The sequence below is a fragment of the Pengzhenrongella phosphoraccumulans genome (assembly GCF_045689905.1).
GTDB classification, from domain to species: Bacteria; Actinomycetota; Actinomycetes; order Actinomycetales; family Cellulomonadaceae; genus Pengzhenrongella; species Pengzhenrongella phosphoraccumulans.
Genome location: NZ_CP144210.1, coordinates 3,104,315 through 3,124,753, shown reverse-complemented (window position 1 = coordinate 3,124,753; position 20,439 = coordinate 3,104,315). Strand labels below are relative to the sequence as shown.

Genomic DNA, 20,439 nt, shown 5'->3' with positions numbered 1-20,439 from the left:
GGACGTGAGTGCAGAGGACAAGGTCCTACACAATTCCGCGCGCCCCACCACCGGCGGTTCGTCTGACCATTCACGAACCGAGTGACTAGGTTCGCTCTTGTTCGGCGAGGCAGAAACGCAGAAAGTCTCACTCTTTCGGGTGTACGGGCGATAGTGGAGAGAGCAAGGCTTTCTCATCGCTGCCGTGCGCCATCACCGTACCGTGCGGCCGAAATCTCCATCACCACAGCCCCTGAGGTCAGGATCGTCATGCACCTGAAATTCGCCCTCGTGGCACTGCTCGCCCTGACGGGGCTCACCGGTCCCGCTCCACGCGTCGTGGACGCTCTCGCTGGCCCCGGCGCACCGGTGGCGGCAGCACGCGACGCCATGGTCGACACAGCGGTTCCGACGCGGACGGGCGCAGCGGGCGACGGCGGCGACGGCGTCAATCTCGAGGAGAAGAGCATCGTCGTGCCGCCGGTGGAGTCGGCCGTCGCCGAGACGCCGTCCGCGAGCCCGTCCGAGGCCGCCCCGGAGCCACAGGCCAACCCGGATGTGGTGGTCGCCGACCAGCTGGTCTCCGCCGAGCGTGTCGAGAGCGAGGTCGTGGACGCGGCGGGGTTCCAGACGATCGGCGTGACCTGGCCGGAGGGCGCCGAGGTCGGCGACCTCGGCGGTCAGGTCCGGACGCAGACCGACGGCACGTGGTCGGAGTGGATCGATCTGCAGCCCGGCGACGACGCCCCGGACGCCGGCACCGCCGATGCGGCCAACGCAGTGCGCGGCGGGACCGATCCGGTGTCGATCGGCGACGCCGACGCCGTCCAGCTCGCGTTCAACGCGACGCCCGACGGCGGGCCGGCCGGCCTGAGCCTCGCGCTGGTCGGATCGGCCGAGACCTCCGCCAGTGACCGTGTAGTCGGTACGGCCGCGAACGGCAAGGCGACTATCCAGTCGGCCTCGTTCACCACCGGGATGCTCAAGACCGCCGCCGCACCGCGGGTCATCTCGCGCGCCGAGTGGGGCGCACCCGCCCAGGTGTGCGCGCCCGACGTCGCCTCGAAGCTGGTCGGCGCCGTGGTTCACCACACCGCAGGGAGCAACTCCTACTCGTCGGTCGCCGAAGCGATGCAGCAGATCCGCAACGACGCCGCTTACCACATCAGCGGACGCGGCTGGTGCGACATCGGCTACAACTTCATCGTCGACAAGTGGGGAAACATCTACGAGGGCCGGGCCAACAGCATGACTCAGGCCGTGATCGGGGTACACACCGGCGGGTTCAACACCGGCACCCTCGGGTCTCCATGCTGGGGACCTACGACGCGGTGCCGTCGGCCGCGACCCAGCAGGGAGTGGGTCAGATCATCGGCTGGCGCCTTGGTTCGTACGGCCTCGACCCGCAGGAGACGATGAACTACTACACCGGCGCCGGGGAGAACTCGCGGTTCTCGAACCAGAACGTGAGCATCCAGCGCATCTTCGGGCACCGGGACACCGCCTTCACCGCGTGCCCCGGGAACGGCGGGTACGCGGCGCTGCCGAACATCCGCGAGATCGCGGCGCAGACCGCACGCAGCGTGAACTCGGCGCCAGTCGGCGTCGTCGACGCCATCACCACGACGAACAACAGCCTGACAGTCTCGGGCTGGGCCTTCGACCCCGACACGTCCGGGCCGAACGAGGTGCATGTCTACATCGACGGGGTCGGCGTCGCCCTCCTAGCCGACCAGTCGCGCCCCGATGTCGCTGCGGCGTTCGGCATCAAAGACAAGCACGGCTACAGCCACACGCGTTCTCTCTCCGCCGGGAGTCACGGCATCTGCGTGTACTCGATCGACACCGCGGGCGGGGCAAACACGGTTCTGTCCTGTCGCACGGTCACGGTCGGCGCGGTTGCGTCACTCGCAGCACCGTTCGGCGCCCTTGACTCGGTCGTCGCCTCAAGCACAGGGATCCTGCTCAACGGCTGGTCCCTCGACCCCGACACCACGGGTCCGACCGATGTGCACATCTACGTCGACGGGGCCATCACCGTCGTTCACGCAGATCAGAGCCGCGCGGACATCGCGTCCATCTTCGGCAAGGGCGATCGGCACGGTTTCACCTACCAGGCAGCTCTGCCGCCGGGTCGCCACGACGTGTGCGTGCACGCCATCAACACGGGCGCCGGCGCGAACACGCTGCTCGGCTGCAGCACGGTCGTCGTGGTCGACACCGTCCCGATCGGCTCGGTCGACTCCATGACCACAGACAACACCGGGATCTCGGTCAGCGGCTGGACCCTCGACCAGGACACCTGGGCTTCGACCGAGGCACACGTGTACATCGACGGCGTCGGTACCGCCATGTTGGCCGACCAGTCACGACCCGACGTGGCCGCAGCGTTCGGGCGCGGGGACAAGCACGGCTTCAGCCGCTCGTTCCCCGCAGCTCCGGGCTCGCACGGCATCTGTGTGTTCGGGATCAACACGTCGGGTGGCACGAACGTCACCCTCACCTGCCGCACGGTCGTTGTCCCCGACTCCGCCCCGATCGGAGTCCTCGACGCGGTCGTCGCGACCCGCGGCGCCCTGACGTTCAGCGGGTGGACGCTGGACCCCGACACCTGGGCGTCGAACCAGGTCCACATCTACATCGACGGCGTCGGGGTCGCGCTGGCGGCCGACCTGTCGCGGCCGGACATCGCGGCGGCGTTCGGCCGCGGGGACCGGCACGGATTCAGCTACACGGCCCGCGTCGCCCCCGGGCTCCGCTCGATGTGCGTCTACGGGATCAACACCGCACAAGGCCCCAACACGATGCTCAACTGCCGCACCGTCGTCGTCCCCTGAGCGGGGGTTGCGACGGCCCCACCGTCGGGTGCGCCACACTGTGTGACCATGCGCGGAATAATTCTCGCCGGTGGGTCCGGCACCAGGCTGCACCCGATCACGATGGGCGTCAGCAAGCAGCTCGTCCCGGTCTATGACAAGCCGATGATCTACTACCCGCTGTCCACCCTGATCGCGGCCGGGATCCGGGACGTGCTGATCATCACGACCCCCCACGACGCCGACCAGTTCCACCGCCTGCTCGGCGACGGCTCCCAGTTCGGCATCGCCATCAGCTACACCATCCAGGCCGAACCCAACGGCCTGGCCCAGGCCTTCGTGCTCGGCGCCGACTTCGTCGGCAACGACACCGCCGCCCTGGTCCTGGGCGACAACATCTTCTACGGCCCCGGCCTGGGCACCCGCCTGCAACGCTTCCAGACCCTGGAAGGCGCCGCGATCTTCGCCTACCGCGTCGCGGACCCCACCAGCTACGGCGTGGTCGAGTTCGACGAGCACGGCACCGCACTGTCGCTGGAAGAGAAGCCCGCCAAACCGAAGTCCAACTTCGCCGTGCCCGGCCTGTACTTCTACGACAACGACGTCATCGCGATCGCCCGCGACCTGGCCCCCTCCGCGCGCGGCGAGTACGAGATCACCGACGTCAACCGCGTCTACCTCGACCAAGGACGCCTCCAGGTCGAGGTCCTGCCCCGAGGCACCGCGTGGCTCGACACCGGCACCTTCGACTCCCTCATGGAAGCCGGCGACTACGTCCGCACCGTCGAACACCGCCAAGGCCTCAAGATCGGCTCCCCCGAAGAGATCGCCTGGCGCCGCGGCTTCCTCACCGACGACCAGCTCGTCGAACGCGCCACCAAACTCGTCAAATCCGGCTACGGCACCTACCTCCTCGGCCTCCTCGAACAGAACACATGAGCGCCGCCACCCCCGTTGAGAGCTCCCTGCCTGCGGCGGTGGAGCCCTCCCCCGCGTTCCGGCCGCCGGACCCCGAGTCGCGCGCGGCGATCTGGCGCTTCGGCGCGGTGCCGTTCGACCCGCGCCGCAACAGCCTCAACCTCCTGCGGCTGGTCTTCGCGTACCTCGTGCTCATCGCCCACGGCTGGTACATCGCGGGTGCGGGCGTCGGTCCGCACCTCAACGGCGAGAACATCGGCGGCTGGGCGGTCTTCGGGTTCTTCGCCATCAGCGGCTACCTCATCACCGGCAGCCGCCTCGCCAAACCGCTCGGCGAGTACCTGGTGCACCGCATCGCACGGATCTTCCCCGCGTTCCTCACCTGCCTCGCGCTCACGGCGGGCGTCTTTGCACCGCTGAACTGGCTCTGGTTCCACGGCTCGCTGCAGGGCTTCCTCAGCACAGCCACCACACCGGCGAACTACATGCTGTCGAACCTCACCCTGCGGATGAACGTGTACGACGTCGGGCAGACCCCCCTCGGAGTCCCGTATGCAAGCGCGTGGGACGGGTCCCTGTGGAGCCTGTACTACGAGTTCGGCTGCTACCTCGTCATTGCCGTCCTGGCGAGCTTTGCCTGGTTCCGGCGGTCCCCCTGGGGCCTGGGCGCAGTACTCGCGCTCGCGGTTGCGGTCCAGGCCAACGGCGCGCGGGTGATGCCCTACCTGGGGAACCACCCGGATGCGCTCTTCATGATCAAGCTGCTGCCGTTCTTCCTCGGCGGTGGGCTGCTCTACCTCCTCAAGGACCGGATCACCTTGACCTGGCCGCTCGCGCTGGCCTCCGTGCTCGTCGGCGGGGCCCTCGTGCTTCGGTTCGAGTCGTGGGGCGCGCAGGCAGCGGCACCGTTGATCGCCTACGTGATCCTGTGGCTCGGCGCCGTGCTGCCGATGCCCGACCTGATGCGCCGCCATGATGTCTCGTACGGCATCTACATCTACGCGTTCCCGGTCCAGCAGCTGCTCGCGATGACCGGCCTGTACCGCCACGGGCTGGTCGTGTTCGACCTCGTTGCCGCCCTCGCGACAATCCCTCTGGCCATCGGGAGCTGGCTGCTGATCGAACGCCCGGTCATGCGCCGCGCACGCGGACCGCGGCGCACGACCTCAGGCTGAGCGTGTCGGGCGAGGCGACCTAGATCGTCACGCCCGGCTGAGCGTCGATCCAGGTGGCGAGCCGGTCGATCCCCTCGGCCAGACCGAACTGCGGGGTCCAGTCCAGCGCAGCCTTGGCGTGGCTGACGTCCGCCCAGGCGTGCCGCACGTCGCCCTGGCGGTACTGGCCGGTGACGTGCGGGGCGGGCGCGCCGTAGTGGGCCGCGATGAGCTCGGCGGCCGTGGCGATCGTCTGGTGCTCGCCGGAGCCGATGTCGATCGCGCTACCCCCGGGCTCAAGAGCCTGGGTCGCGGCAACCACAGCCCGCGCGACGTCGTCGATGAGCACGAAGTCACGGCGCACCGCGCCGTCCTCGTACAGCGGGATCGACCGGCCGGCCTTGGCGAGCCGGCAGAACAGCGACATGATCCCGGTGTACGGGTTGATCAGGGACTGACCGGGGCCGTACACGTTCTGCAGCCGCACGATCACGGGCTCGACCCCGACGGATCGTGCCCAAGCCGACAGCAAGTACTCCTGAGCGATCTTGGTCGCGCCATAGACGCTCACCGGCGCGGGGCTGGTCGAGGCCGCGGACATCGCCAGCGGCTCGGCGTCGGGAAAGTCCCACTCATGGCGATCGAGCGTCTCGCTGGTGCGCTGGCCAGGGTGGAACGTTGCGCCGGTGCTCAGCTGGCGCCACGCGCCCTCGCCGTAGATCGCCCGGCTGCTGGTCAGAACGATCCGGCGCGGCAGCGCCTCGTGCCGCAGGAGGCCGTCGAGCAGCTGGGTGGTGCCAACGACGTTGACGCTCGCGTGCCGCGTGGCCTCAGCGAGCGACTGCCCGGTGCCCGTTTCAGCCGCAAGGTGCACGACGACGTCCGGGTGCACGGTCGCGAGCAGCGCGTCCCAGGCCGCCGGGTCGGTCACGTCGCCGACGACGAGCTCGGCGCGAGGGTCGAGGCTCGCGGGGCGCTCGGCGGTCGGGTGGATCTGCGGGTGCAGGTTGTCCAGCACGATCACGCGGGCGAACCGGTCGGCCAGCCCGGCCGAGATCGCGGAGCCGATGAAGCCCGCCCCGCCCGTGACGAGGACCGTGTCCCCGGCCGTGCTGACGCCGTCATGTCCGGACCGCTCGCTCACGTCGTACCCCTCAGATCGATGGGACGCCGCGTCGGCGCCCGGTCGATGTTCTCACGATGCCGCGAACGGTTCCGACGCGTCACCGCGCGGCGGTCCCGGGGCGGAACGCGTGCCCGAGCAAGATCCGCACGGCCTCAGGGTTCCGTGCGCGCAGGGCACCGGCTACGAGCGTGATCGCATGCAGCCGCGAGGTCAGGTGCCACTGCGCCGCACGCTCGGCCCGGTGCCAGCCCCGGGCGCGTACCTGGGCCGCCGCGAGGTGGAAGTACGCACGCTCGCCTCGGAACCGGGTGCCGTCGATCGCCTTCGCGGAGGAAGCGCTCGCGGCGTGGCGGCGGTAGTGGAAGCACACCGTCGGCACGAGGAGGAGTGATCCCCCCGCCGTGACGACGTCGATGACGAAGGCCAGGTCCTGGATGATCGGCATGCCGTCCCGAAACGGGGTGGCTGTCAGGACCTCGCGGCGGAAGGCCAACGACGGCCAGTAGAGCCAGTCCGCGCGCAACAGCCCCGCGGCGAGGCTCTCGCCAGCTAGGAGGCGCGGTTCCTTGGCCGCGGGCATCATGAGCCGCTGCTTGACCGTGTCCGCGAGCGTCGAGACAACGGTTCCCCGGCCGTCGATGACACGCACGCCGGGCTGGATGATCGCCGCGTCGGGGAACCGTCGGTGCGCGTTGAGCACGACCTCGACGTACCCGGGCAGCAGGACGTCATCGCACCCGAGGATCGTGACAAGGTCCTGGGTCGCCAGCGCGACGCAGGTGCGGTAGTTCTCCGTGATGCCGCGGTTCGTCGCGTTGCGGACGTAGGTCACCCGCTGGTCGTCCAGCGCCGCGAAGAACGGCGGCACGGAGTCGTCGGGGTAGGCGTCGTCGACCACTGTCAGTCGCCAGTCGCCGTTCGTCTGTGCAAGCACGCTGCGGACGGTCTCCCGCAGAAGGGTCGGCTCGCCCCAGAACGGTACGAAGATGTCGAGAGACATGGCGGGATGGCCTTTCGCTGGTTTCGGCGGGGCCGAGCGTACAAGCCCGCCCGCGGCGCTCGTCCGGCCCGTGTTCGCGAGCCGGCCGCCGATCGTCGACAATGGGGCGCTCGGACGGCGCCCCGCGCCGCGCGTGATCGAGCCGACCGAATGGATTCGCATGACGCCCGAACGACCGCCGCTGCGCGTGTCGATGTCCATGCCCACGCTGGTGCCCGGCGGCATGGGCGGCAGCGAGACGTACGCGCGCGAGCTCATCCGCGCACTGGCCCGCTCGGGCGCGGTGGAGGTGCGCACGCTCGTGTCCGCCGCCGCGGCTGGGTTCACCGAGGGTGTGCCCGAGCGGGTGCTCGCGGGGGTCACCGGCGGTGGGTCCGCGATCGCGCGGCTGCGCACGCTGGTCGAGGCGGGGGTGCTCCATCGGCGCGCGATCCGCCGGATCCAGGCGAGCGCGGACGTCGTGCACGTGCCGTTCACCGTGGCGGTACCCGCGCCGCCGCGCGGCGTGCCGCTGGTCCAGACCCTGCACGACGTGCAGCACCTGGACCTCCCGCACCTGTTCACCCGAACCGAGCTCGCCTACCGCAAGTACTTCTACGAGCGCACCGCGCACCGCGCCGCCGTCGTCGTGACGGTGAGCGAGTTCGCGAAGGAACGGATCGTCCATCACCTCGGCCTCGACCCCGACCGGGTGATCGTCGCGCACCTTGGTGTCGACCTGTCGTCGGTCACGGCCAACTTCGGGGAACGCGAGAACTTCCTGCTGTACCCGGCCCGGGGGTGGCCGCACAAGAATCACGCGCGCCTGATCGAGGCGGTCGCCCTGTTGCGGGTCTCCGACCCAACGCTTCGCCTCGTGCTGACCGGGGGCGCGCTCGACTCCCTCGGTCCGGTTCCGGAATGGGTCGACGTGCGCGGACTGGTCCCCGCGGCGGAGCTGCAGCGGCTCTATCGCACGGCCCGCGCGCTCGTGTTCCCGAGCCTGTACGAGGGCTTCGGCCTGCCGCCGCTTGAGGCGATGGCCGCGGGTTGCCCCGTCGCCGCCTCTCGCGCCGGCTCCCTGCCGGAGATCTGCGGGGACGCGGCCGTGCTGTTCGACCCGCACGACCCGGCGGACCTGGCCCGTGCGGTCGTCGAGACGGCGACGCGGGCATCGGAGCTCCAGCAGCGCGGGATCGCGCGGCTCACCGCGTTCTCTTGGGATCGCTGCGCGGCGATCCACGAGAACGCCTACCGGCGCGCGGCGACACGGTGACGCGATGACCGACCCCGAGCGCTCCCCCGCCCCCGTGACGGTTCCGGTGCTGAGCCGTCGGGGCGCCACGAGCGTCGCGGCCGCGTCGGGCCTGGCAGCGGTCGCGAGCTACGGCGTCCTGGTCATCGCGGCCCGGACGCTCTCCCCCGCGAGCAACGCCGACTTCCTCGCGTTCTGGGCGGCCCTGTTCGGGCTGTTCGGCGTGCTCGGCGGCACCCAGAACGAGGCCACCCGAGCGGTACGGAACGCCTTGCGCCACCCGCTCGCGCGCGGACCGCGGGTGCTCGGCCTCAATCTCCTCATCGGCGCCCTCCTCGCGGGCGCGGTCGGGGTGTCCGCGCCGCTGTGGGCGGGCGCCGTGTTCGCGTGGGACCCCCCGCTCTCGGTCCTGATCCTGTGCCTGGCGATCGTCGCGTTCGCCGGGCACAGCGGGCTGGCCGGCGCGCTCAGCGGTCAGGGACGCTGGACGGCGTTCGCCGGCTTGGTCAGCCTTGAGGCGACCATGCGGTTCGCGATCGTCGGCGTCGTGGCGATCGCGGGGGCGACCATGGCAGGGCTGGAGGCGGCGGCCGCCGCCGCCGCCGCATCCTGGCTCCTGTTGATCGGGGTCTCCTCCTCGGTGCGCGCCGCAACCTCGGCGCGAGCCGACGTGCCCGCCCGGGCCTACCTACGACGCGCCGGCCAAGCGATGGTGGCCGCCGCCTCCAGCGCGATCATCATCGTGGGCTTCCCCGTGCTGCTCCGGCTCACCACCCCGGACGCCGCCTACGCACTCGCGGCGCCGCTGATCCTGGCGGTGTCACTCACGCGAGCGCCGCTGCTGATCCCGCTCGGTGCTTACCAGGGCGTCGCGATCACGCACTTCCTGGCCCACCCGGACGATGGACTGCGCTCCCTGCGCCGCCTTGCGGGCATGCTCGTCGCCGCCGGCGCGGTCGGCGCGGCCGCCGCCTACGTCGTCGGCCCAACACTGATGGTGCTCCTCTTCGGCCGCGACTACAGGGTGGATGGACTCGTGCTCGCCGGCCTCACCCTCTCCGCGGTGATGCTCGCCCTGCTGACCCTGACCGGGGCCGCGACCCTCGCCCTCGACCGCCACACCGCCTACTCCGCCGGGTGGCTCCTCGCGACCGCGACCTCGATCGGGCTCTTGCTGCTGCCGTGCAGCATCGAGCTGCGCACGGTGCTGAGCCTCGCCCTCGGACCGGTCGTCGGCCTCGTCGTGCACTCGGCGGCCCTGCGCAGGGGTGCACCCGGTGCTCGGTAGAGTGCCAGGCATGTCCCCAACCGCTCCTCGCCTGCTCGTGGTGATCCCGGCGTGGAATGAGCAAGACACGATCGTCGACGTCATCACCGAGGTCCGTGCGGCCGTTCCGACCGCCGATGTGCTCGTGGTCAACGACGGGTCGAGCGACCTCACGTCGGATGTCGCCGCCGCCGTCGGTGCCGCCGTGCTCGACCTGCCCATCAACCTCGGCGTCGGCGGGGCGATGCGTGCGGGCTACCTGTTCGCATTCCGGCGCGGGTACGACCGGGTGGTCCAGCTCGACGCGGACGGCCAGCACGACCCCTCGGCGATCGCCGACCTGGTCGACACGCTCGAGCGCGAAGGCGCGGACATCGTGATCGGCGCCCGGTTCGCCGGCGTCGGCGACTACTCCGTCCGGGGACCGCGGCGCTGGTCGATGCAACTGCTGTCGATCGCACTCTCTCGGGTCGCGGGCACCCGGTTGACGGACACGACCTCGGGCTTCAAGGTCTGCGGGCGCAGCGCGATCCGGCTCTTCGCCACCAACTACCCGGCCGAGTACCTCGGCGACACGATCGAGTCCCTGGTCATCGCTGCCCGCGCGGGGCTGGTCGTGCGCCAGGTCGGCGTCCAGATGCGTCCACGGGCGGGTGGTAGCCCGTCCCAGGGGCCGCTGATGTCTGCTGTGTTCCTCGTGCGAGCCGTCCTGGCACTCGTAGTCGCGCTGTCACGGCCGAACGAACCGATCCCCCTCGAGAGGGTGCCCCGATGAGCGGCTACCTGTTCGCGATCGGCCTGTGCGCGGTGATCATCGTCCTGCTGCTCTTCTTGCTCCGGACACGCCGGATCAAAGAGAAGTACGCGGGCATCTGGATCGCCCTCGCACTGTCGGTCGTGATCCTCGGCATCTTCCCGCGGCTTGCCTATGCGTTGTCGCGCGCGGTCGGGGTGCAGAACCCCGTCAACCTGCTCTTCGCGCTTGCCTTCGTGGTGCTCCTGGCGGTCTGCATCCAGCTCAGCTCAGAGATCTCCCACCTTGAGGAGAACACCCGGACGCTGGCCGAAGAGATCGCACTCCTCCGGCTCGACGTGCACCAAGATTCGCAGGAGCGCGCCGAGCCCGCGGTCACTGCGCGAGACGAACCCACTGCTACCTGACGACCTCGTAGATCCGGTAGGTCGCTCCCTCCTCGGGCACCACCTTGACCTCTGCCAGGCACCCCTGGGTGACAGGCTCGGAGGCCACGACGTAGCGCACGTTCCCCTGGGCGAACGGAGCGCACGAGTCAAAACGGAGCATCAGGACGTCGGCGAACTGCAGCTCGATCTCCGGCGCGTCCTTGTCGGCGGTCCAGTTCACGTGGGCGTACCGGTTCCAGGAGCCAGCGTCCGATCGGTCCGGGTCGATGGCGTCCCACATCTGCGTCGAGGGGAAGCCCTGGACCCCGCTGTAGGACTCGACCCCGGCCTCGCGCACGGTGGCGATGATGTTGCCGTCGTCCAACGCGAGCCAGCGCCCGGGTGCGTCGGCTTCGATGGCTGTGATCGCCTGCCCTAAGCCTGTGGTGCGCAGGTCGAGGACGCCCCGATACAGGGGCACCACCCCGGCGACCATCGTCAGCGCGACGACGAGCACCAGCACGGACGGCACGGTCGCCCGTCCCCGGGCATACAGCGCGACAGCAATGACGAACATGGCCAGCAGCACGGGCCACCACGGGAACTGCGCGAGGATCCATGGCGCGTGCCGATGGAGGAACACGGCCACGGCGGCGTGGTTGACGACCACGAAGAGCACCGCTACGACCATCGGCCACCAGGCCAGACGGCCTTCCCTGCCTTGCAATCGGTGGACCACCACGGCGAGCAGCAGCAGGGCGACCAATCCCAGACCCACCACGAGCCGGGGCAACGTCGTGCGGTCGAGCCACAACAGGTGCGCCACCGCGTCCCATCCCGGCACGTAGATGAAAGCTGCGAACAGCGCCGTGACGGCGAGCAGAGCGATCAGCGTCCAGTCCACGAACCGCTCGCGGCGCCACTGGGACCCGACGAGCCACAGCGCCGACGGGATGAGGAAGAACCCGACCAGCAAGAAGCTCGAGCCCTCGCTCGCATTCACCACGAACCCGCCCACGTCGGCCGCCCGCAGCCCGAGGCCGAACACGCCGGCATACATCGACTCCCAGGGGAAGGCGGACGATTGACCGGTGAGCCACGACCGATCCCCCGGGTACACGGTCGAGGTGATGGCCTCGACGGTCGCGGCCCGCGATGCGAGGAACACCCCGGTGACCACGCCGGCGCCGAGGCCCGCAACCAGCACCGGGACGATCCGGCGCAACCGGTCCCGCCAGTCCAGCTCACGTGCGGAGCAGACCCATCCGATGCTGAACGCTGCGGCGACCAGCACGCACGGGATCAGGAAGGGCGTATACAGCGTCACAGCCGCCGCAACCGCGACATAGGCGGTCAGTGCCGCGACGGCCCACCGCACGGCCGCACGGGGGGTCCGCAGGCACCACACGACCGCGACGCACACCGTCATTGCGAATGTCAGCGGCCAGAACGTCCCGGCACCGAACCACCACTGCGTGAACGGCGAGAACGCGAACGCCGCAGAGAGCGCCAGCGCGGCGATCGGCCGACGCCACAGGGTCACCAGGAACGCGTAGGCCGCGACCCCGAGCGCGACCAGCGGCAGCCACCAACGCAGCGCAAAAGCATTGTCCAGCGGGAGCACGTAGAAGCCCCAGTTGTGCGGGCGGAAGATCGCCGACCACTCCCGGTACGGCATGTCCCACATGACCGACATGTCGACCCCGCCGGGGAACACGTCGCTGATCCGGGGCAGACCTTGCTGCACCTGGGCGATCACCAGGGGCGTCGTGACGTACCACTCGTCGCTGCGCACGCCGCGCGGCCCGCCGATGATGAGCCGCGGATCCACCCCGGCGAAGAACTCCTTGTAGTACATGCCCGACGACGTCCCGTTGATCGCCGTCACCACCAGCACCAGCAGCACAGCCGCGTAGAGTCCCGCGCCGAGCAGCACCTGCCTAGAGAGCGGTGCGCCGTCGATCCGGGCAAGTATCGCCCGCAGACCGGACATAGACGAGCGCGCGCGGGCGCCGAGGCGATTCATCGTGAGAGTCCTGGTTTCGGTCGTCGAGCGACCGTCGAGATGCCGGACCGCTGAGTGCCACTTCGGCAATGGTGGCACAAGCCCACACGGAGGTGCGTCAGACTGTGTGACCATGCGCGGAATAATTCTCGCCGGTGGGTCCGGCACCAGGCTGCACCCGATCACGATGGGCGTCAGCAAGCAGCTCGTCCCGGTCTATGACAAGCCGATGATCTACTACCCGCTGTCCACCCTGATCGCGGCCGGGATCCGGGACGTGCTGATCATCACGACCCCCCACGACGCCGACCAGTTCCACCGCCTGCTCGGCGACGGCTCCCAGTTCGGCATCGCCATCAGCTACACCATCCAGGCCGAACCCAACGGCCTGGCCCAGGCCTTCGTGCTCGGCGCCGACTTCGTCGGCAACGACACCGCCGCCCTGGTCCTGGGCGACAACATCTTCTACGGCCCCGGCCTGGGCACCCGCCTGCAACGCTTCCAGACCCTGGAAGGCGCCGCGATCTTCGCCTACCGCGTCGCGGACCCCACCAGCTACGGCGTGGTCGAGTTCGACGAGCACGGCACCGCACTGTCGCTGGAAGAGAAGCCCGCCAAACCGAAGTCCAACTTCGCCGTGCCCGGCCTGTACTTCTACGACAACGACGTCATCGCGATCGCCCGCGACCTGGCCCCCTCCGCGCGCGGCGAGTACGAGATCACCGACGTCAACCGCGTCTACCTCGACCAAGGACGCCTCCAGGTCGAGGTCCTGCCCCGAGGCACCGCGTGGCTCGACACCGGCACCTTCGACTCCCTCATGGAAGCCGGCGACTACGTCCGCACCGTCGAACACCGCCAAGGCCTCAAGATCGGCTCCCCCGAAGAGATCGCCTGGCGCCGCGGCTTCCTCACCGACGACCAGCTCGTCGAACGCGCCACCAAACTCGTCAAATCCGGCTACGGCACCTACCTCCTCGGCCTCCTCGAACAGAACACATGAGCGCTGGAGAACGCAACCTGACCTGTGGTCCCCGCGCAACCGCTGAAGCAGCGTCCGTGGACGAACCTCTCGGTCGGGAGGCGTCCAGCCGGTACGCTCCCTGCTCTACCTGGGATCAGGACGGACAAAAGGGATAGGGGCGTAGCAACCGTTCAGCAGGGGAACGATCTACCTCTGCCAACGCCGACCCGCACCACACGAGGTACCCGAACCCAGCGAGCGAACTCCCCGGAACTGAAGAACCGCCAACGCAATCCTCCTGCCCGCCACTTGGGCAGCTCCCTCAACGCGTACGAGTAGACTAAAGACGTCGACCGGAGGCGCTGGTCGAAGCCAGTACGCCCGGAGCGGCTCGGCGACGGCGTAACTCGGCCTAGGGCAGAACCGACTCGGCGACCACGGAGATCGCGAATCAGACAAGACAATCCGGACCACGTACTCGTGCAAATAGGACCAGGCCTGCCCTCACTGCCTGATCAAACCGCCGACGCGACTGCCCATATACGGGAGTCGTCACGCACTACTCACCGACTACTCAACACACCGGGGACTCGGTAGACTACATCTATCCCCTCTCTTCAACTCATTGAGGACAACTCGAAACCATGTTTGCCACCAACACCGGCCCCTCTCATTTCGTCAATGACGTCGTCGTGATAGGTGGCGGCGGGCATGTAGGACTGCCTCTCGCCATCGCCTTCGCGAGCCGAGGGGCACGTGTTGTGATATATGATCTCAGCGATGACGCGGTCGAACGCGTGAATGCCGGCGTGCTACCTTTTCTGGAGCCAGGCGCCGAGCCAATGCTAAAGAAAGCGCTTGAAGAAGGCCTCCTCTCAGCGTCCTCTGATCCCTCCGTCGTGAGCACGGCCGCCAACGTCGTTGTAGTGATTGGCACGCCAGTTGACGAGCATCTCAATCCTGACCCGCAAGCAATTCCGCGCGCTCTCACCCAATGCGAAGCGTTCTTCCGCGATGGTCAACTTCTCGTCCTGCGGAGTACGGTCTATCCAGGCGTCACGGCACTGGTAGAGCGCATGGTGGCCGACCTAGGCCTCGACATCGACGTGGCATTTTGCCCAGAGCGGATTGCCGAACACAAGGCGATGGTGGAGCTTTTCGCTCTGCCTCAGATTGTTTCGGCACGGAGCGATCGAGGCCGTGAACGCGCTGGACAACTGTTCGGTCGCCTCACCGGGACTCTCGTTCAATTAAATCCCGAAGAAGCGGAACTCGCCAAACTCTTTACGAATACTTGGCGCTACATCAAGTTTGCGGCCGCTAATCAGTTCTACATGATGGCGAATGACCGGGGACTCGATTTTGATAATATCAGACTTGCACTCGCGCAAGACTATCCGCGGGCCGCCGATATGCCGAGCGCAGGGTTTGCTGCTGGACCGTGTCTATTCAAGGACACAATGCAACTGGCCGCATTCAGTGACAATCAATTCGCACTCGGGCACGCGGCAATGCTAGTCAATGAGGGCCTGCCCCTCTATCTGGTAAGCCGACTCGAGGAACAATACGACCTAGCCAATATGACCGTTGGCATTCTGGGTATGGCCTTCAAGGGCGGATCAGATGACATCCGATCTAGTCTGTCATACAAACTTCGCAGGGTTCTGTCATTCAAGACCAAACGTGTTTTAACCACAGATCCATTCGTGACGGTCGATCTCGACATTCTCTCGCTTGAGAAGGTTCTGGAGGAATCTGACCTCCTCATCATCGCCACACCGCACGAAGAGTATCGTCACCTCAATACAACTAAACCTGTGGCAGATATCTGGAACTTGATTGGAAAAGGCGTCCGAGTATGATACATAGTATCGGACCACGCGTTTCAGTTATTATTCCTGCCTACAACGAGGGCGAGGATATCGAACCCGCAATTTCACGGTTGTTCGAAGCAGTCCAACTTGCGTGCGAAGTAGTGGTCGTCGTTGACTTTGAGGATGACTCGACTATACCGGTGATCAAACGACTCGCGGCCGATGAACCCCGTCTGCGCGTTGCAGTGGGCACGTACGGGCCCGGCCCCGCCAACGCAATCAGGTTCGGCATTGACGAAGCTCAGTCACCTACCGTTGTGGTCACAATGGCCGATGGCTGCGATGACCCGCGCCAGATCGACGACCTCGTGCGACTAGTGGAGCGGGGGGTTGTAGTTGCCGCGGCGTCGCGGTACATGCCGGGTGGTCAACAGGTCGGCGGGCCGTTGCTGAAGTCATTCCTGTCGCGAAGTGCCGGACGGTCCTTGCATCTATTCGCGCGAATCGGCACGCGAGATGCCACGAATTCCTTCAAAGCCTATGACACTCAGTTCGTGCGCGACGTTGGAATTGATTCACGGGACGGATTCGAAATCGGAATTGAACTGACCTCGAAGGCGCGACGACTTGGCCGTCCTGTCGCCGAGATCCCAACAATTTGGCTAGATCGCACGGTTGGCGAGTCTGGATTCAAACTCGCTAAATGGATCCCCCACTACATTCGATGGTATTTTTTCGCGTATGGGCGGCGAATTGATATTCGAACACTGCGCGCCGAAGCACGGAAGATTGCCGCGTCCTAATCAGGCAGCGTATCCGAAATCCAGACTTGAAGGCGGTTTTCTATCATGGAAAAAGTTCTAGTGAGTGGTTCGGCCGGTTTCATAGGTGGCTACGTTGTCGAGGAACTATTGCGGCGCGGTTATGAAGTAGCAGGAATCGACAACTACTCGAAGTATGGAAAAGTTGTTAAGTCATACGACAATCATCCGAACTACAACCTCACCGTTGGTGACGTGCGCGACAAGAGCCTTATGGTCGATCTTCTCTCAGGCTGCGATCATTTCATTGCGGGAGCTGCGCTTATAGGCGGGATTTCGTATTTCCACACTTATGCCTATGATTTGCTCGCCGAGAATGAAAGAATCATCGCGTCGTCGTGTGACGCAGCTATTGAGGCGCACAAGACAGGCCGTCTTCAGAAGGTCACCTACCTTTCTTCATCGATGGTCTTCGAATCGACGACATCTTGGCCATCAGTTGAAGGTGACGAGCGCAAGGTTGCTCCTCCGCTTTCTTCGTACGGCTTCCAAAAGCTCGCGGTGGAATATTTCGCCCATGCAGCCTGGGACCAGTATAAACTTCCGTACACGATTCTTCGACCGTTCAACTGTGTCGGCGTTGGCGAATCTCGTGCACTTGGAGACGTCGAGATCAACTCTGGAAACGTCAAACTCGCGATGAGCCACGTGGTTCCAGATCTGGTTCAGAAAATCGTAAAGGGTCAGGACCCGGTTCATATTCTCGGGCAGGGCGATCAGATTCGCCACTACACATATGGAGGAGATCTCGCGAGGGGTATTGTTTCGGCGATGGCCCATCCAGATGCGCTCAATAACGACTTCAACCTGTCTACTGCGCAAGGACATTCAGTCGCAGAATTGGTCGAAGTGATCTGGCGCAAGATCAAGGGGCCGGATCTGCCACTCACGCTTAGCCACGACCCTGCATTCATCTACGACGTGCAACGGCGGGTGCCCTCGGTTGTGAAGGCAAAGAGGGTACTCGGGTTTGAGGCCACGACGACGCTTGAGACGATGCTCGATGAAGTCATTCCTTGGATAGCTTCGGCTATGGACGATGGCAGGATCTAGGAAGTCCGCCGGGGTTTGTGCCAAACTGTCGTGATCTGACTCGATTGGGTCCGATTGTCGCTGCACAGGATTGATTGCGCGCGAAACGGAGCAGTAATTCAGTGAATGTCCGCGATCGACTCAGAGCCCCGGGACTCCTGAGGCGACTTTTGCATGAGGTTCTTCGGTTCGGGAGCGTCGGCGCCGTCGGTTTTCTCATCGATGTCGGAATATTCAATCTATTGTGTTTCGGCCCTTGGCCGGTTTTTGCCGAAAACCCATTGCGCGCAAAGGTGGTCTCAGTCAGTCTCGCAACCCTTGTCGCTTGGGTGGGCAATAGGCAATGGACTTTTCGTCATCGCCGAGGGCGCACAGCTAGATATGAACTACTTCTGTTCGTTCTGTTCAGTTTCGGCGGTTTGCTTATCTCGGTCGGGTGCCTATGGTTTTCCCACTACTCGCTCGGCCTCGACAGTCCGTTCGCAGACAACGTTTCGGCGAACGTCATTGGACTTGGACTGGCGACGATCTTTCGCTTCGTCACCTACCGAACTTTTGTCTTCCACGATCCGGGTAAGAAAGTGCAGAGTTTAGTTCATTAGTTGCTGATTTCTGTACTCGCGTCCAGTCAGTCTCGACGGGTTTAGGCAATTCCATACCCAAACCCGCTGCGGCCCAATCTATGCGACGAGGAGGTTGTAGCCCTCGAACCGACCGTTGAGAATCTCTCTACCAATCGAGACTTGTCGTCCGGTTCGTACGCCTCCACGGTGGCCGCAAGTCGTTCGGCCTACGGACAGGAGGAGGCTACGGCGCAACTGTAGAAGGTATGCGTCGGGCGCCGATTGCGAACGGGTCGGGGCTGGTGCCGGGACAGGTTGGTGAGGGTTGATCGCTGATAGGGACACGCCAAGGACCCGCTGGGTGCAGTCGCTAACGTGGTTGCCCACGCTCGTCACCGTGGGATTGTCCAGATTGCCTTGTTGCCGACGAGGGAGTCCACCGATGATTCGTGGTCATGACCACGTCGACGTGATCGTCGGGCTCGACGTCGGCAATAGCGATCAGCACGCGGTCCCGCTGTACCGCGGCGGGAAGGTCGTTTTCGACCGGACAGTACCGAACGATGAGTCCCGGATACGTCAGATCCTGGCCCAGCGGGGCGAACACGAGCAGGTCCTGGTGGTCGTCGACCAGCCGGCCACGATCGGGGCCCTGCCGGTCGCGGTCGCCCTCGACGCGGGCGTGATGGTCGGGTACCAGGCCGACGCCCGGGACGCGGCGATCGTCGCCGAGGCCGCCCGCACGATGCCCCACACGTGGCGCTCGATCGCGTTCGACGACAAGCAGGTCGCCGAGCTTTCGATGTTGTGCGGGTTCGACGACGACCTGCGCGCTCAGATGACGGCCACCTCGAACTGGGCCCGCGGCCTGCTCACCCAGATCCACCCGGCCCTCGAGCGGATCCCAGGCCCGCACTTGGACCACCCCGCGGTTTTGGACCTGTCCAGACCTGGCCGACGCCGGCCGACCTCGCCGCCGCTGGCCCGCGGCGGATCACCGCCCGGCTACGCAAGGGCGCACCGCGCCTGGCCGAGCGCTTGGCTGCCCAGATCGCCCTCGCGCTGGGCGCGCAGACCGTCGTGGTCACCGGCACCACGGCCGCCGGCGTCGTGCTGCCCAAGCTCGCCGCGCACCTGGCCTCCAATGCCGGGCTGGCCCCGGTCACACGCCGGTCGGGGACCTCAATCCGCGGCGAGCACCCCTCACGATCAGGAAGCACGGTCCCCAAACGCGCCCTGTTAATGTCCGCGTTCGCAGCCCCGGCGACCCGATCTCGGCTCGGGAGGGTGGGTCGTAAGAGGGTGCCGCCGCGGAGCATGGCAAACAGGGCGTCGAAGCGGAGGTGGGCGAGGGCGATCAGGGCTTAGTTGTGGAGTTTGCCTTAGGAGCGTTTGCGTTCATAGTAGGCCCGGAGAACCGCGGCGTCGTTGACAACGTGCATCGTGGTCTGCGACGGCCTCAAGGGCCTGCCCGACGCGACAAGCACCGCGTGGGAGCTCGCACTGGTGCAGATCTGCGTGATCCACTATGCCGACGTCGGGGTTATGCCGATGTTGCCGCCGGATCCCCTCCGGAGCAGGGGTTTCGTGCTGGCGAGGTCGGCATAATCGCGTGCGCTGACTGACGCTTGCCTCTCCATCTGGAGAGGAGAACGGTCATGGTCTCTTTGTTGCGGTCGTTCGTGCGAGGGCCGCTGGAGCCTTGCGTGTCGGGGTTCGCCGACGAGCTGGCGCAACTCGGTTGCACCTGTTGCTCGCTGGATCAGCATATGTGTTTCATCGCGCATTTGGACCGGTGGCTGGCAACCGAGCGGCTGGGAGTCGGCGATCTGAGTGCCGCAACCGTCGATCGGTACCTGTGCGAGCGTCGGGCCGCGGGGTGTGTGAACTACCGGTCGATCAAGGCGATGCGTCCGCTGCTGAGCCATCTCGATCCGCTGGGAATGGTGCCGGCGGCAGAGGGGGCGGGCGGGCAGGTGCCCGCGCTGCTCGAGCGCCACCACACCTACTTGATCAGCGAGCGAGGGCTCACGGCGGGCACTGCTCGCTGCTACCTCGACGCGACCAACCGTTCGTGACCAGCCGGCTGTGCGGCGACCAGCTGGATCTGACCGGCTTGACCGCCGCCGATGTGACCGGGTTCGTACTAGCTACTTGTCCCGGTCGGGCCCAGGGCAGCGCGAAGTTGATCGTGACGGCGTTGCACTCGTTGTTGACGTTCGTGCACGTCGAGGGCGTCATCGCGTCGCCGTTGGCCAGCGCGGTGGCTGTGTCAACCTGAGTTGGCCCAACTGTGACGGCTTGACTCGGCTCCACCTGGATTCGTGTTGGGTCATTTGACGTGACATTTCGGCTCGTGGTTCATGGGTGGCGCGGTGAGCGCGATCGGTGTTCGCGCGGTGGTGGTTCGTCGCCGACAGCGCCCTTGAGGATCCCGAAGCGGTCGAGGTCGACTCGGAGCTTGTAGAGGTCGTAGCCGGGCGCGCCGACGAACCGGCTCAGGGACGCGGCGAGGTCGGGGTCGCTCGCGAAGCCGCCCGCTGAGGAACTGCAGCAGCTCGCCGAGCTCGAGGAAGTCGGCGGCATGGGCGAGAGCTGGGGCGAGGGTCGGGTCCAGGTCGTGG

Annotated in this window: 20 protein-coding genes and 1 pseudogene; 17 read left to right on the top strand and 4 right to left on the bottom strand. The window is 66.4% G+C overall.

Annotated features, from left to right (window positions below; genetic code table 11):
* Nucleotides 1–249 precede the first annotated feature (249 nt).
* Genes VTA80_RS14395 through VTA80_RS14380 form a run of 4 tightly spaced genes read left to right on the top strand, consistent with a single transcriptional unit; the run spans nucleotide 250 to nucleotide 4,888 of the window.
* Entirely contained in the window at nucleotides 250–1,398 is a 1,149-nt protein-coding gene (locus VTA80_RS14395; protein ID WP_407341782.1) for an N-acetylmuramoyl-L-alanine amidase, read from the top strand.
* A complete protein-coding gene (locus VTA80_RS14390; RefSeq protein ID WP_407341781.1) occupies nucleotides 1,290–2,816 on the top strand; it encodes a hypothetical protein in 1,527 nt (508 codons plus the stop codon). Before VTA80_RS14395 ends, VTA80_RS14390 begins: the two co-directional genes overlap by 109 nt.
* A 48-nt stretch (nucleotides 2,817–2,864) precedes the next feature.
* Complete coding sequence (gene rfbA / locus VTA80_RS14385; RefSeq protein ID WP_407341772.1) at nucleotides 2,865–3,734, top strand: glucose-1-phosphate thymidylyltransferase RfbA; 870 nt, start codon at nucleotides 2,865–2,867, stop codon at nucleotides 3,732–3,734.
* Nucleotides 3,731–4,888 carry an acyltransferase family protein gene (locus VTA80_RS14380; RefSeq protein WP_407341780.1) on the top strand — a complete coding sequence of 386 codons (1,158 nt, stop codon included), beginning with the start codon at nucleotides 3,731–3,733 and terminating at the stop codon, nucleotides 4,886–4,888. Before rfbA (VTA80_RS14385) ends, VTA80_RS14380 begins: the two co-directional genes overlap by 4 nt.
* A gap of 19 nt (nucleotides 4,889–4,907) precedes the next feature.
* On the opposite strand, the gene VTA80_RS14375 is transcribed toward VTA80_RS14380, so the two are convergent.
* Together VTA80_RS14375 and VTA80_RS14370 are read right to left on the bottom strand one after the other, a co-directional pair.
* Nucleotides 4,908–6,011: an NAD-dependent epimerase/dehydratase family protein gene (locus VTA80_RS14375; RefSeq protein WP_407341779.1), complete on the bottom strand. Its 1,104-nt coding sequence runs from the start codon at nucleotides 6,009–6,011 to the stop codon at nucleotides 4,908–4,910.
* Between the two features lie 79 nt (nucleotides 6,012–6,090).
* Nucleotides 6,091–6,993, bottom strand: a complete 903-nt coding sequence (locus tag VTA80_RS14370; protein ID WP_407341778.1) for a glycosyltransferase family 2 protein — start codon at nucleotides 6,991–6,993, stop codon at nucleotides 6,091–6,093.
* 160 nt (nucleotides 6,994–7,153) lie between these two features.
* On the opposite strand from VTA80_RS14370, the gene VTA80_RS14365 reads away from it, so the two are divergent.
* From VTA80_RS14365 to VTA80_RS14350, 4 genes are read left to right on the top strand one after another with little or no spacing between them, the layout of a single operon-like run.
* Nucleotides 7,154–8,248, top strand: coding sequence for a glycosyltransferase family 4 protein (locus tag VTA80_RS14365; protein WP_407341777.1), 1,095 nt, complete (start codon nucleotides 7,154–7,156; stop codon nucleotides 8,246–8,248).
* A gap of 4 nt (nucleotides 8,249–8,252) precedes the next feature.
* Nucleotides 8,253–9,515, top strand: a complete 1,263-nt coding sequence (locus tag VTA80_RS14360; RefSeq protein WP_407341776.1) for a hypothetical protein — start codon at nucleotides 8,253–8,255, stop codon at nucleotides 9,513–9,515.
* A 10-nt stretch (nucleotides 9,516–9,525) separates the two neighbouring features.
* Nucleotides 9,526–10,269, top strand: coding sequence for a glycosyltransferase family 2 protein (locus VTA80_RS14355; protein ID WP_407341775.1), 744 nt, complete (start codon nucleotides 9,526–9,528; stop codon nucleotides 10,267–10,269).
* On the top strand, nucleotides 10,266–10,655 hold the full coding sequence (locus VTA80_RS14350) for a DUF2304 domain-containing protein (protein ID WP_407341774.1): 390 nt from the start codon (nucleotides 10,266–10,268) through the stop codon (nucleotides 10,653–10,655). Before VTA80_RS14355 ends, VTA80_RS14350 begins: the two co-directional genes overlap by 4 nt.
* On the opposite strand, the gene VTA80_RS14345 is transcribed toward VTA80_RS14350, so the two are convergent.
* Nucleotides 10,648–12,642, bottom strand: coding sequence for a hypothetical protein (locus tag VTA80_RS14345; protein WP_407341773.1), 1,995 nt, complete (start codon nucleotides 12,640–12,642; stop codon nucleotides 10,648–10,650). The genes VTA80_RS14350 and VTA80_RS14345 overlap by 8 nt on opposite strands.
* Nucleotides 12,643–12,754: 112 nt before the next feature.
* On the opposite strand from VTA80_RS14345, the gene rfbA (VTA80_RS14340) reads away from it, so the two are divergent.
* The 9 genes and pseudogenes from rfbA (VTA80_RS14340) to VTA80_RS14300 all read left to right on the top strand — a co-directional run bounded on the left by rfbA (VTA80_RS14340) (nucleotide 12,755) and on the right by VTA80_RS14300 (nucleotide 20,096).
* A complete protein-coding gene (gene rfbA, locus VTA80_RS14340) occupies nucleotides 12,755–13,624 on the top strand; it encodes a glucose-1-phosphate thymidylyltransferase RfbA (RefSeq protein WP_407341772.1) in 870 nt (289 codons plus the stop codon).
* A 605-nt stretch (nucleotides 13,625–14,229) separates the two neighbouring features.
* Nucleotides 14,230–15,447 carry a nucleotide sugar dehydrogenase gene (locus VTA80_RS14335; RefSeq protein ID WP_407341771.1) on the top strand — a complete coding sequence of 406 codons (1,218 nt, stop codon included), beginning with the start codon at nucleotides 14,230–14,232 and terminating at the stop codon, nucleotides 15,445–15,447.
* Nucleotides 15,444–16,202: a glycosyltransferase gene (locus tag VTA80_RS14330; RefSeq protein ID WP_407341770.1), complete on the top strand. Its 759-nt coding sequence runs from the start codon at nucleotides 15,444–15,446 to the stop codon at nucleotides 16,200–16,202. Before VTA80_RS14335 ends, VTA80_RS14330 begins: the two co-directional genes overlap by 4 nt.
* Before the next feature lie 45 nt (nucleotides 16,203–16,247).
* Nucleotides 16,248–17,273: an NAD-dependent epimerase/dehydratase family protein gene (locus tag VTA80_RS14325; protein ID WP_407341769.1), complete on the top strand. Its 1,026-nt coding sequence runs from the start codon at nucleotides 16,248–16,250 to the stop codon at nucleotides 17,271–17,273.
* Between the two features lie 101 nt (nucleotides 17,274–17,374).
* Nucleotides 17,375–17,854, top strand: a complete 480-nt coding sequence (locus tag VTA80_RS14320) for a GtrA family protein (protein ID WP_407341768.1) — start codon at nucleotides 17,375–17,377, stop codon at nucleotides 17,852–17,854.
* A 403-nt stretch (nucleotides 17,855–18,257) separates the two neighbouring features.
* Nucleotides 18,258–19,075: pseudogene (locus tag VTA80_RS14315) on the top strand (transposase); the annotation flags it as partial.
* A gap of 183 nt (nucleotides 19,076–19,258) precedes the next feature.
* A complete protein-coding gene (locus tag VTA80_RS14310) occupies nucleotides 19,259–19,423 on the top strand; it encodes a transposase (protein WP_407341767.1) in 165 nt (54 codons plus the stop codon).
* Nucleotides 19,424–19,521: 98 nt separating this feature from the next.
* On the top strand, nucleotides 19,522–19,893 hold the full coding sequence (locus tag VTA80_RS14305) for a hypothetical protein (RefSeq protein WP_407341766.1): 372 nt from the start codon (nucleotides 19,522–19,524) through the stop codon (nucleotides 19,891–19,893).
* The gene (locus VTA80_RS14300) at nucleotides 19,890–20,096 is read left to right on the top strand and encodes a hypothetical protein (RefSeq protein WP_407341765.1); all 207 of its coding nucleotides are present in this window, start codon (nucleotides 19,890–19,892) and stop codon (nucleotides 20,094–20,096) included. Before VTA80_RS14305 ends, VTA80_RS14300 begins: the two co-directional genes overlap by 4 nt.
* 80 nt (nucleotides 20,097–20,176) lie before the next feature.
* Here the strand turns inward: VTA80_RS14300 and VTA80_RS14295 are convergent, their stop codons facing one another.
* Nucleotides 20,177–20,401: a hypothetical protein gene (locus VTA80_RS14295; RefSeq protein WP_407341764.1), complete on the bottom strand. Its 225-nt coding sequence runs from the start codon at nucleotides 20,399–20,401 to the stop codon at nucleotides 20,177–20,179.
* Between the last annotated feature and the right edge of the window lie 38 nt (nucleotides 20,402–20,439).

What these genes read in the sequence shown, in the direction of transcription:
- VTA80_RS14380 (WP_407341780.1), top strand. Translation starts at nt 3,731, where the DNA reads ATGAGCGCCGCCACCCCCGTTGAGAGCTCCCTGCCTGCGGCGGTGGAG.
- VTA80_RS14355 (WP_407341775.1), top strand. Translation starts at nt 9,526, where the DNA reads ATGTCCCCAACCGCTCCTCGCCTGCTCGTGGTGATCCCGGCGTGGAAT.
- VTA80_RS14360 (WP_407341776.1), top strand. Translation starts at nt 8,253, where the DNA reads ATGACCGACCCCGAGCGCTCCCCCGCCCCCGTGACGGTTCCGGTGCTG.
- VTA80_RS14370 (WP_407341778.1), bottom strand. Translation starts at nt 6,993, where the DNA reads ATGTCTCTCGACATCTTCGTACCGTTCTGGGGCGAGCCGACCCTTCTG.
- VTA80_RS14335 (WP_407341771.1), top strand. Translation starts at nt 14,230, where the DNA reads ATGTTTGCCACCAACACCGGCCCCTCTCATTTCGTCAATGACGTCGTC.
- VTA80_RS14395 (WP_407341782.1), top strand. Translation starts at nt 250, where the DNA reads ATGCACCTGAAATTCGCCCTCGTGGCACTGCTCGCCCTGACGGGGCTC.
- VTA80_RS14365 (WP_407341777.1), top strand. Translation starts at nt 7,154, where the DNA reads ATGACGCCCGAACGACCGCCGCTGCGCGTGTCGATGTCCATGCCCACG.
- VTA80_RS14330 (WP_407341770.1), top strand. Translation starts at nt 15,444, where the DNA reads ATGATACATAGTATCGGACCACGCGTTTCAGTTATTATTCCTGCCTAC.
- VTA80_RS14295 (WP_407341764.1), bottom strand. Translation starts at nt 20,401, where the DNA reads ATGCCGCCGACTTCCTCGAGCTCGGCGAGCTGCTGCAGTTCCTCAGCG.
- VTA80_RS14345 (WP_407341773.1), bottom strand. Translation starts at nt 12,642, where the DNA reads ATGAATCGCCTCGGCGCCCGCGCGCGCTCGTCTATGTCCGGTCTGCGG.
- VTA80_RS14325 (WP_407341769.1), top strand. Translation starts at nt 16,248, where the DNA reads ATGGAAAAAGTTCTAGTGAGTGGTTCGGCCGGTTTCATAGGTGGCTAC.
- VTA80_RS14350 (WP_407341774.1), top strand. Translation starts at nt 10,266, where the DNA reads ATGAGCGGCTACCTGTTCGCGATCGGCCTGTGCGCGGTGATCATCGTC.
- rfbA (WP_407341772.1), top strand. Translation starts at nt 2,865, where the DNA reads ATGCGCGGAATAATTCTCGCCGGTGGGTCCGGCACCAGGCTGCACCCG.
- VTA80_RS14390 (WP_407341781.1), top strand. Translation starts at nt 1,290, where the DNA reads ATGCTGGGGACCTACGACGCGGTGCCGTCGGCCGCGACCCAGCAGGGA.
- rfbA (WP_407341772.1), top strand. Translation starts at nt 12,755, where the DNA reads ATGCGCGGAATAATTCTCGCCGGTGGGTCCGGCACCAGGCTGCACCCG.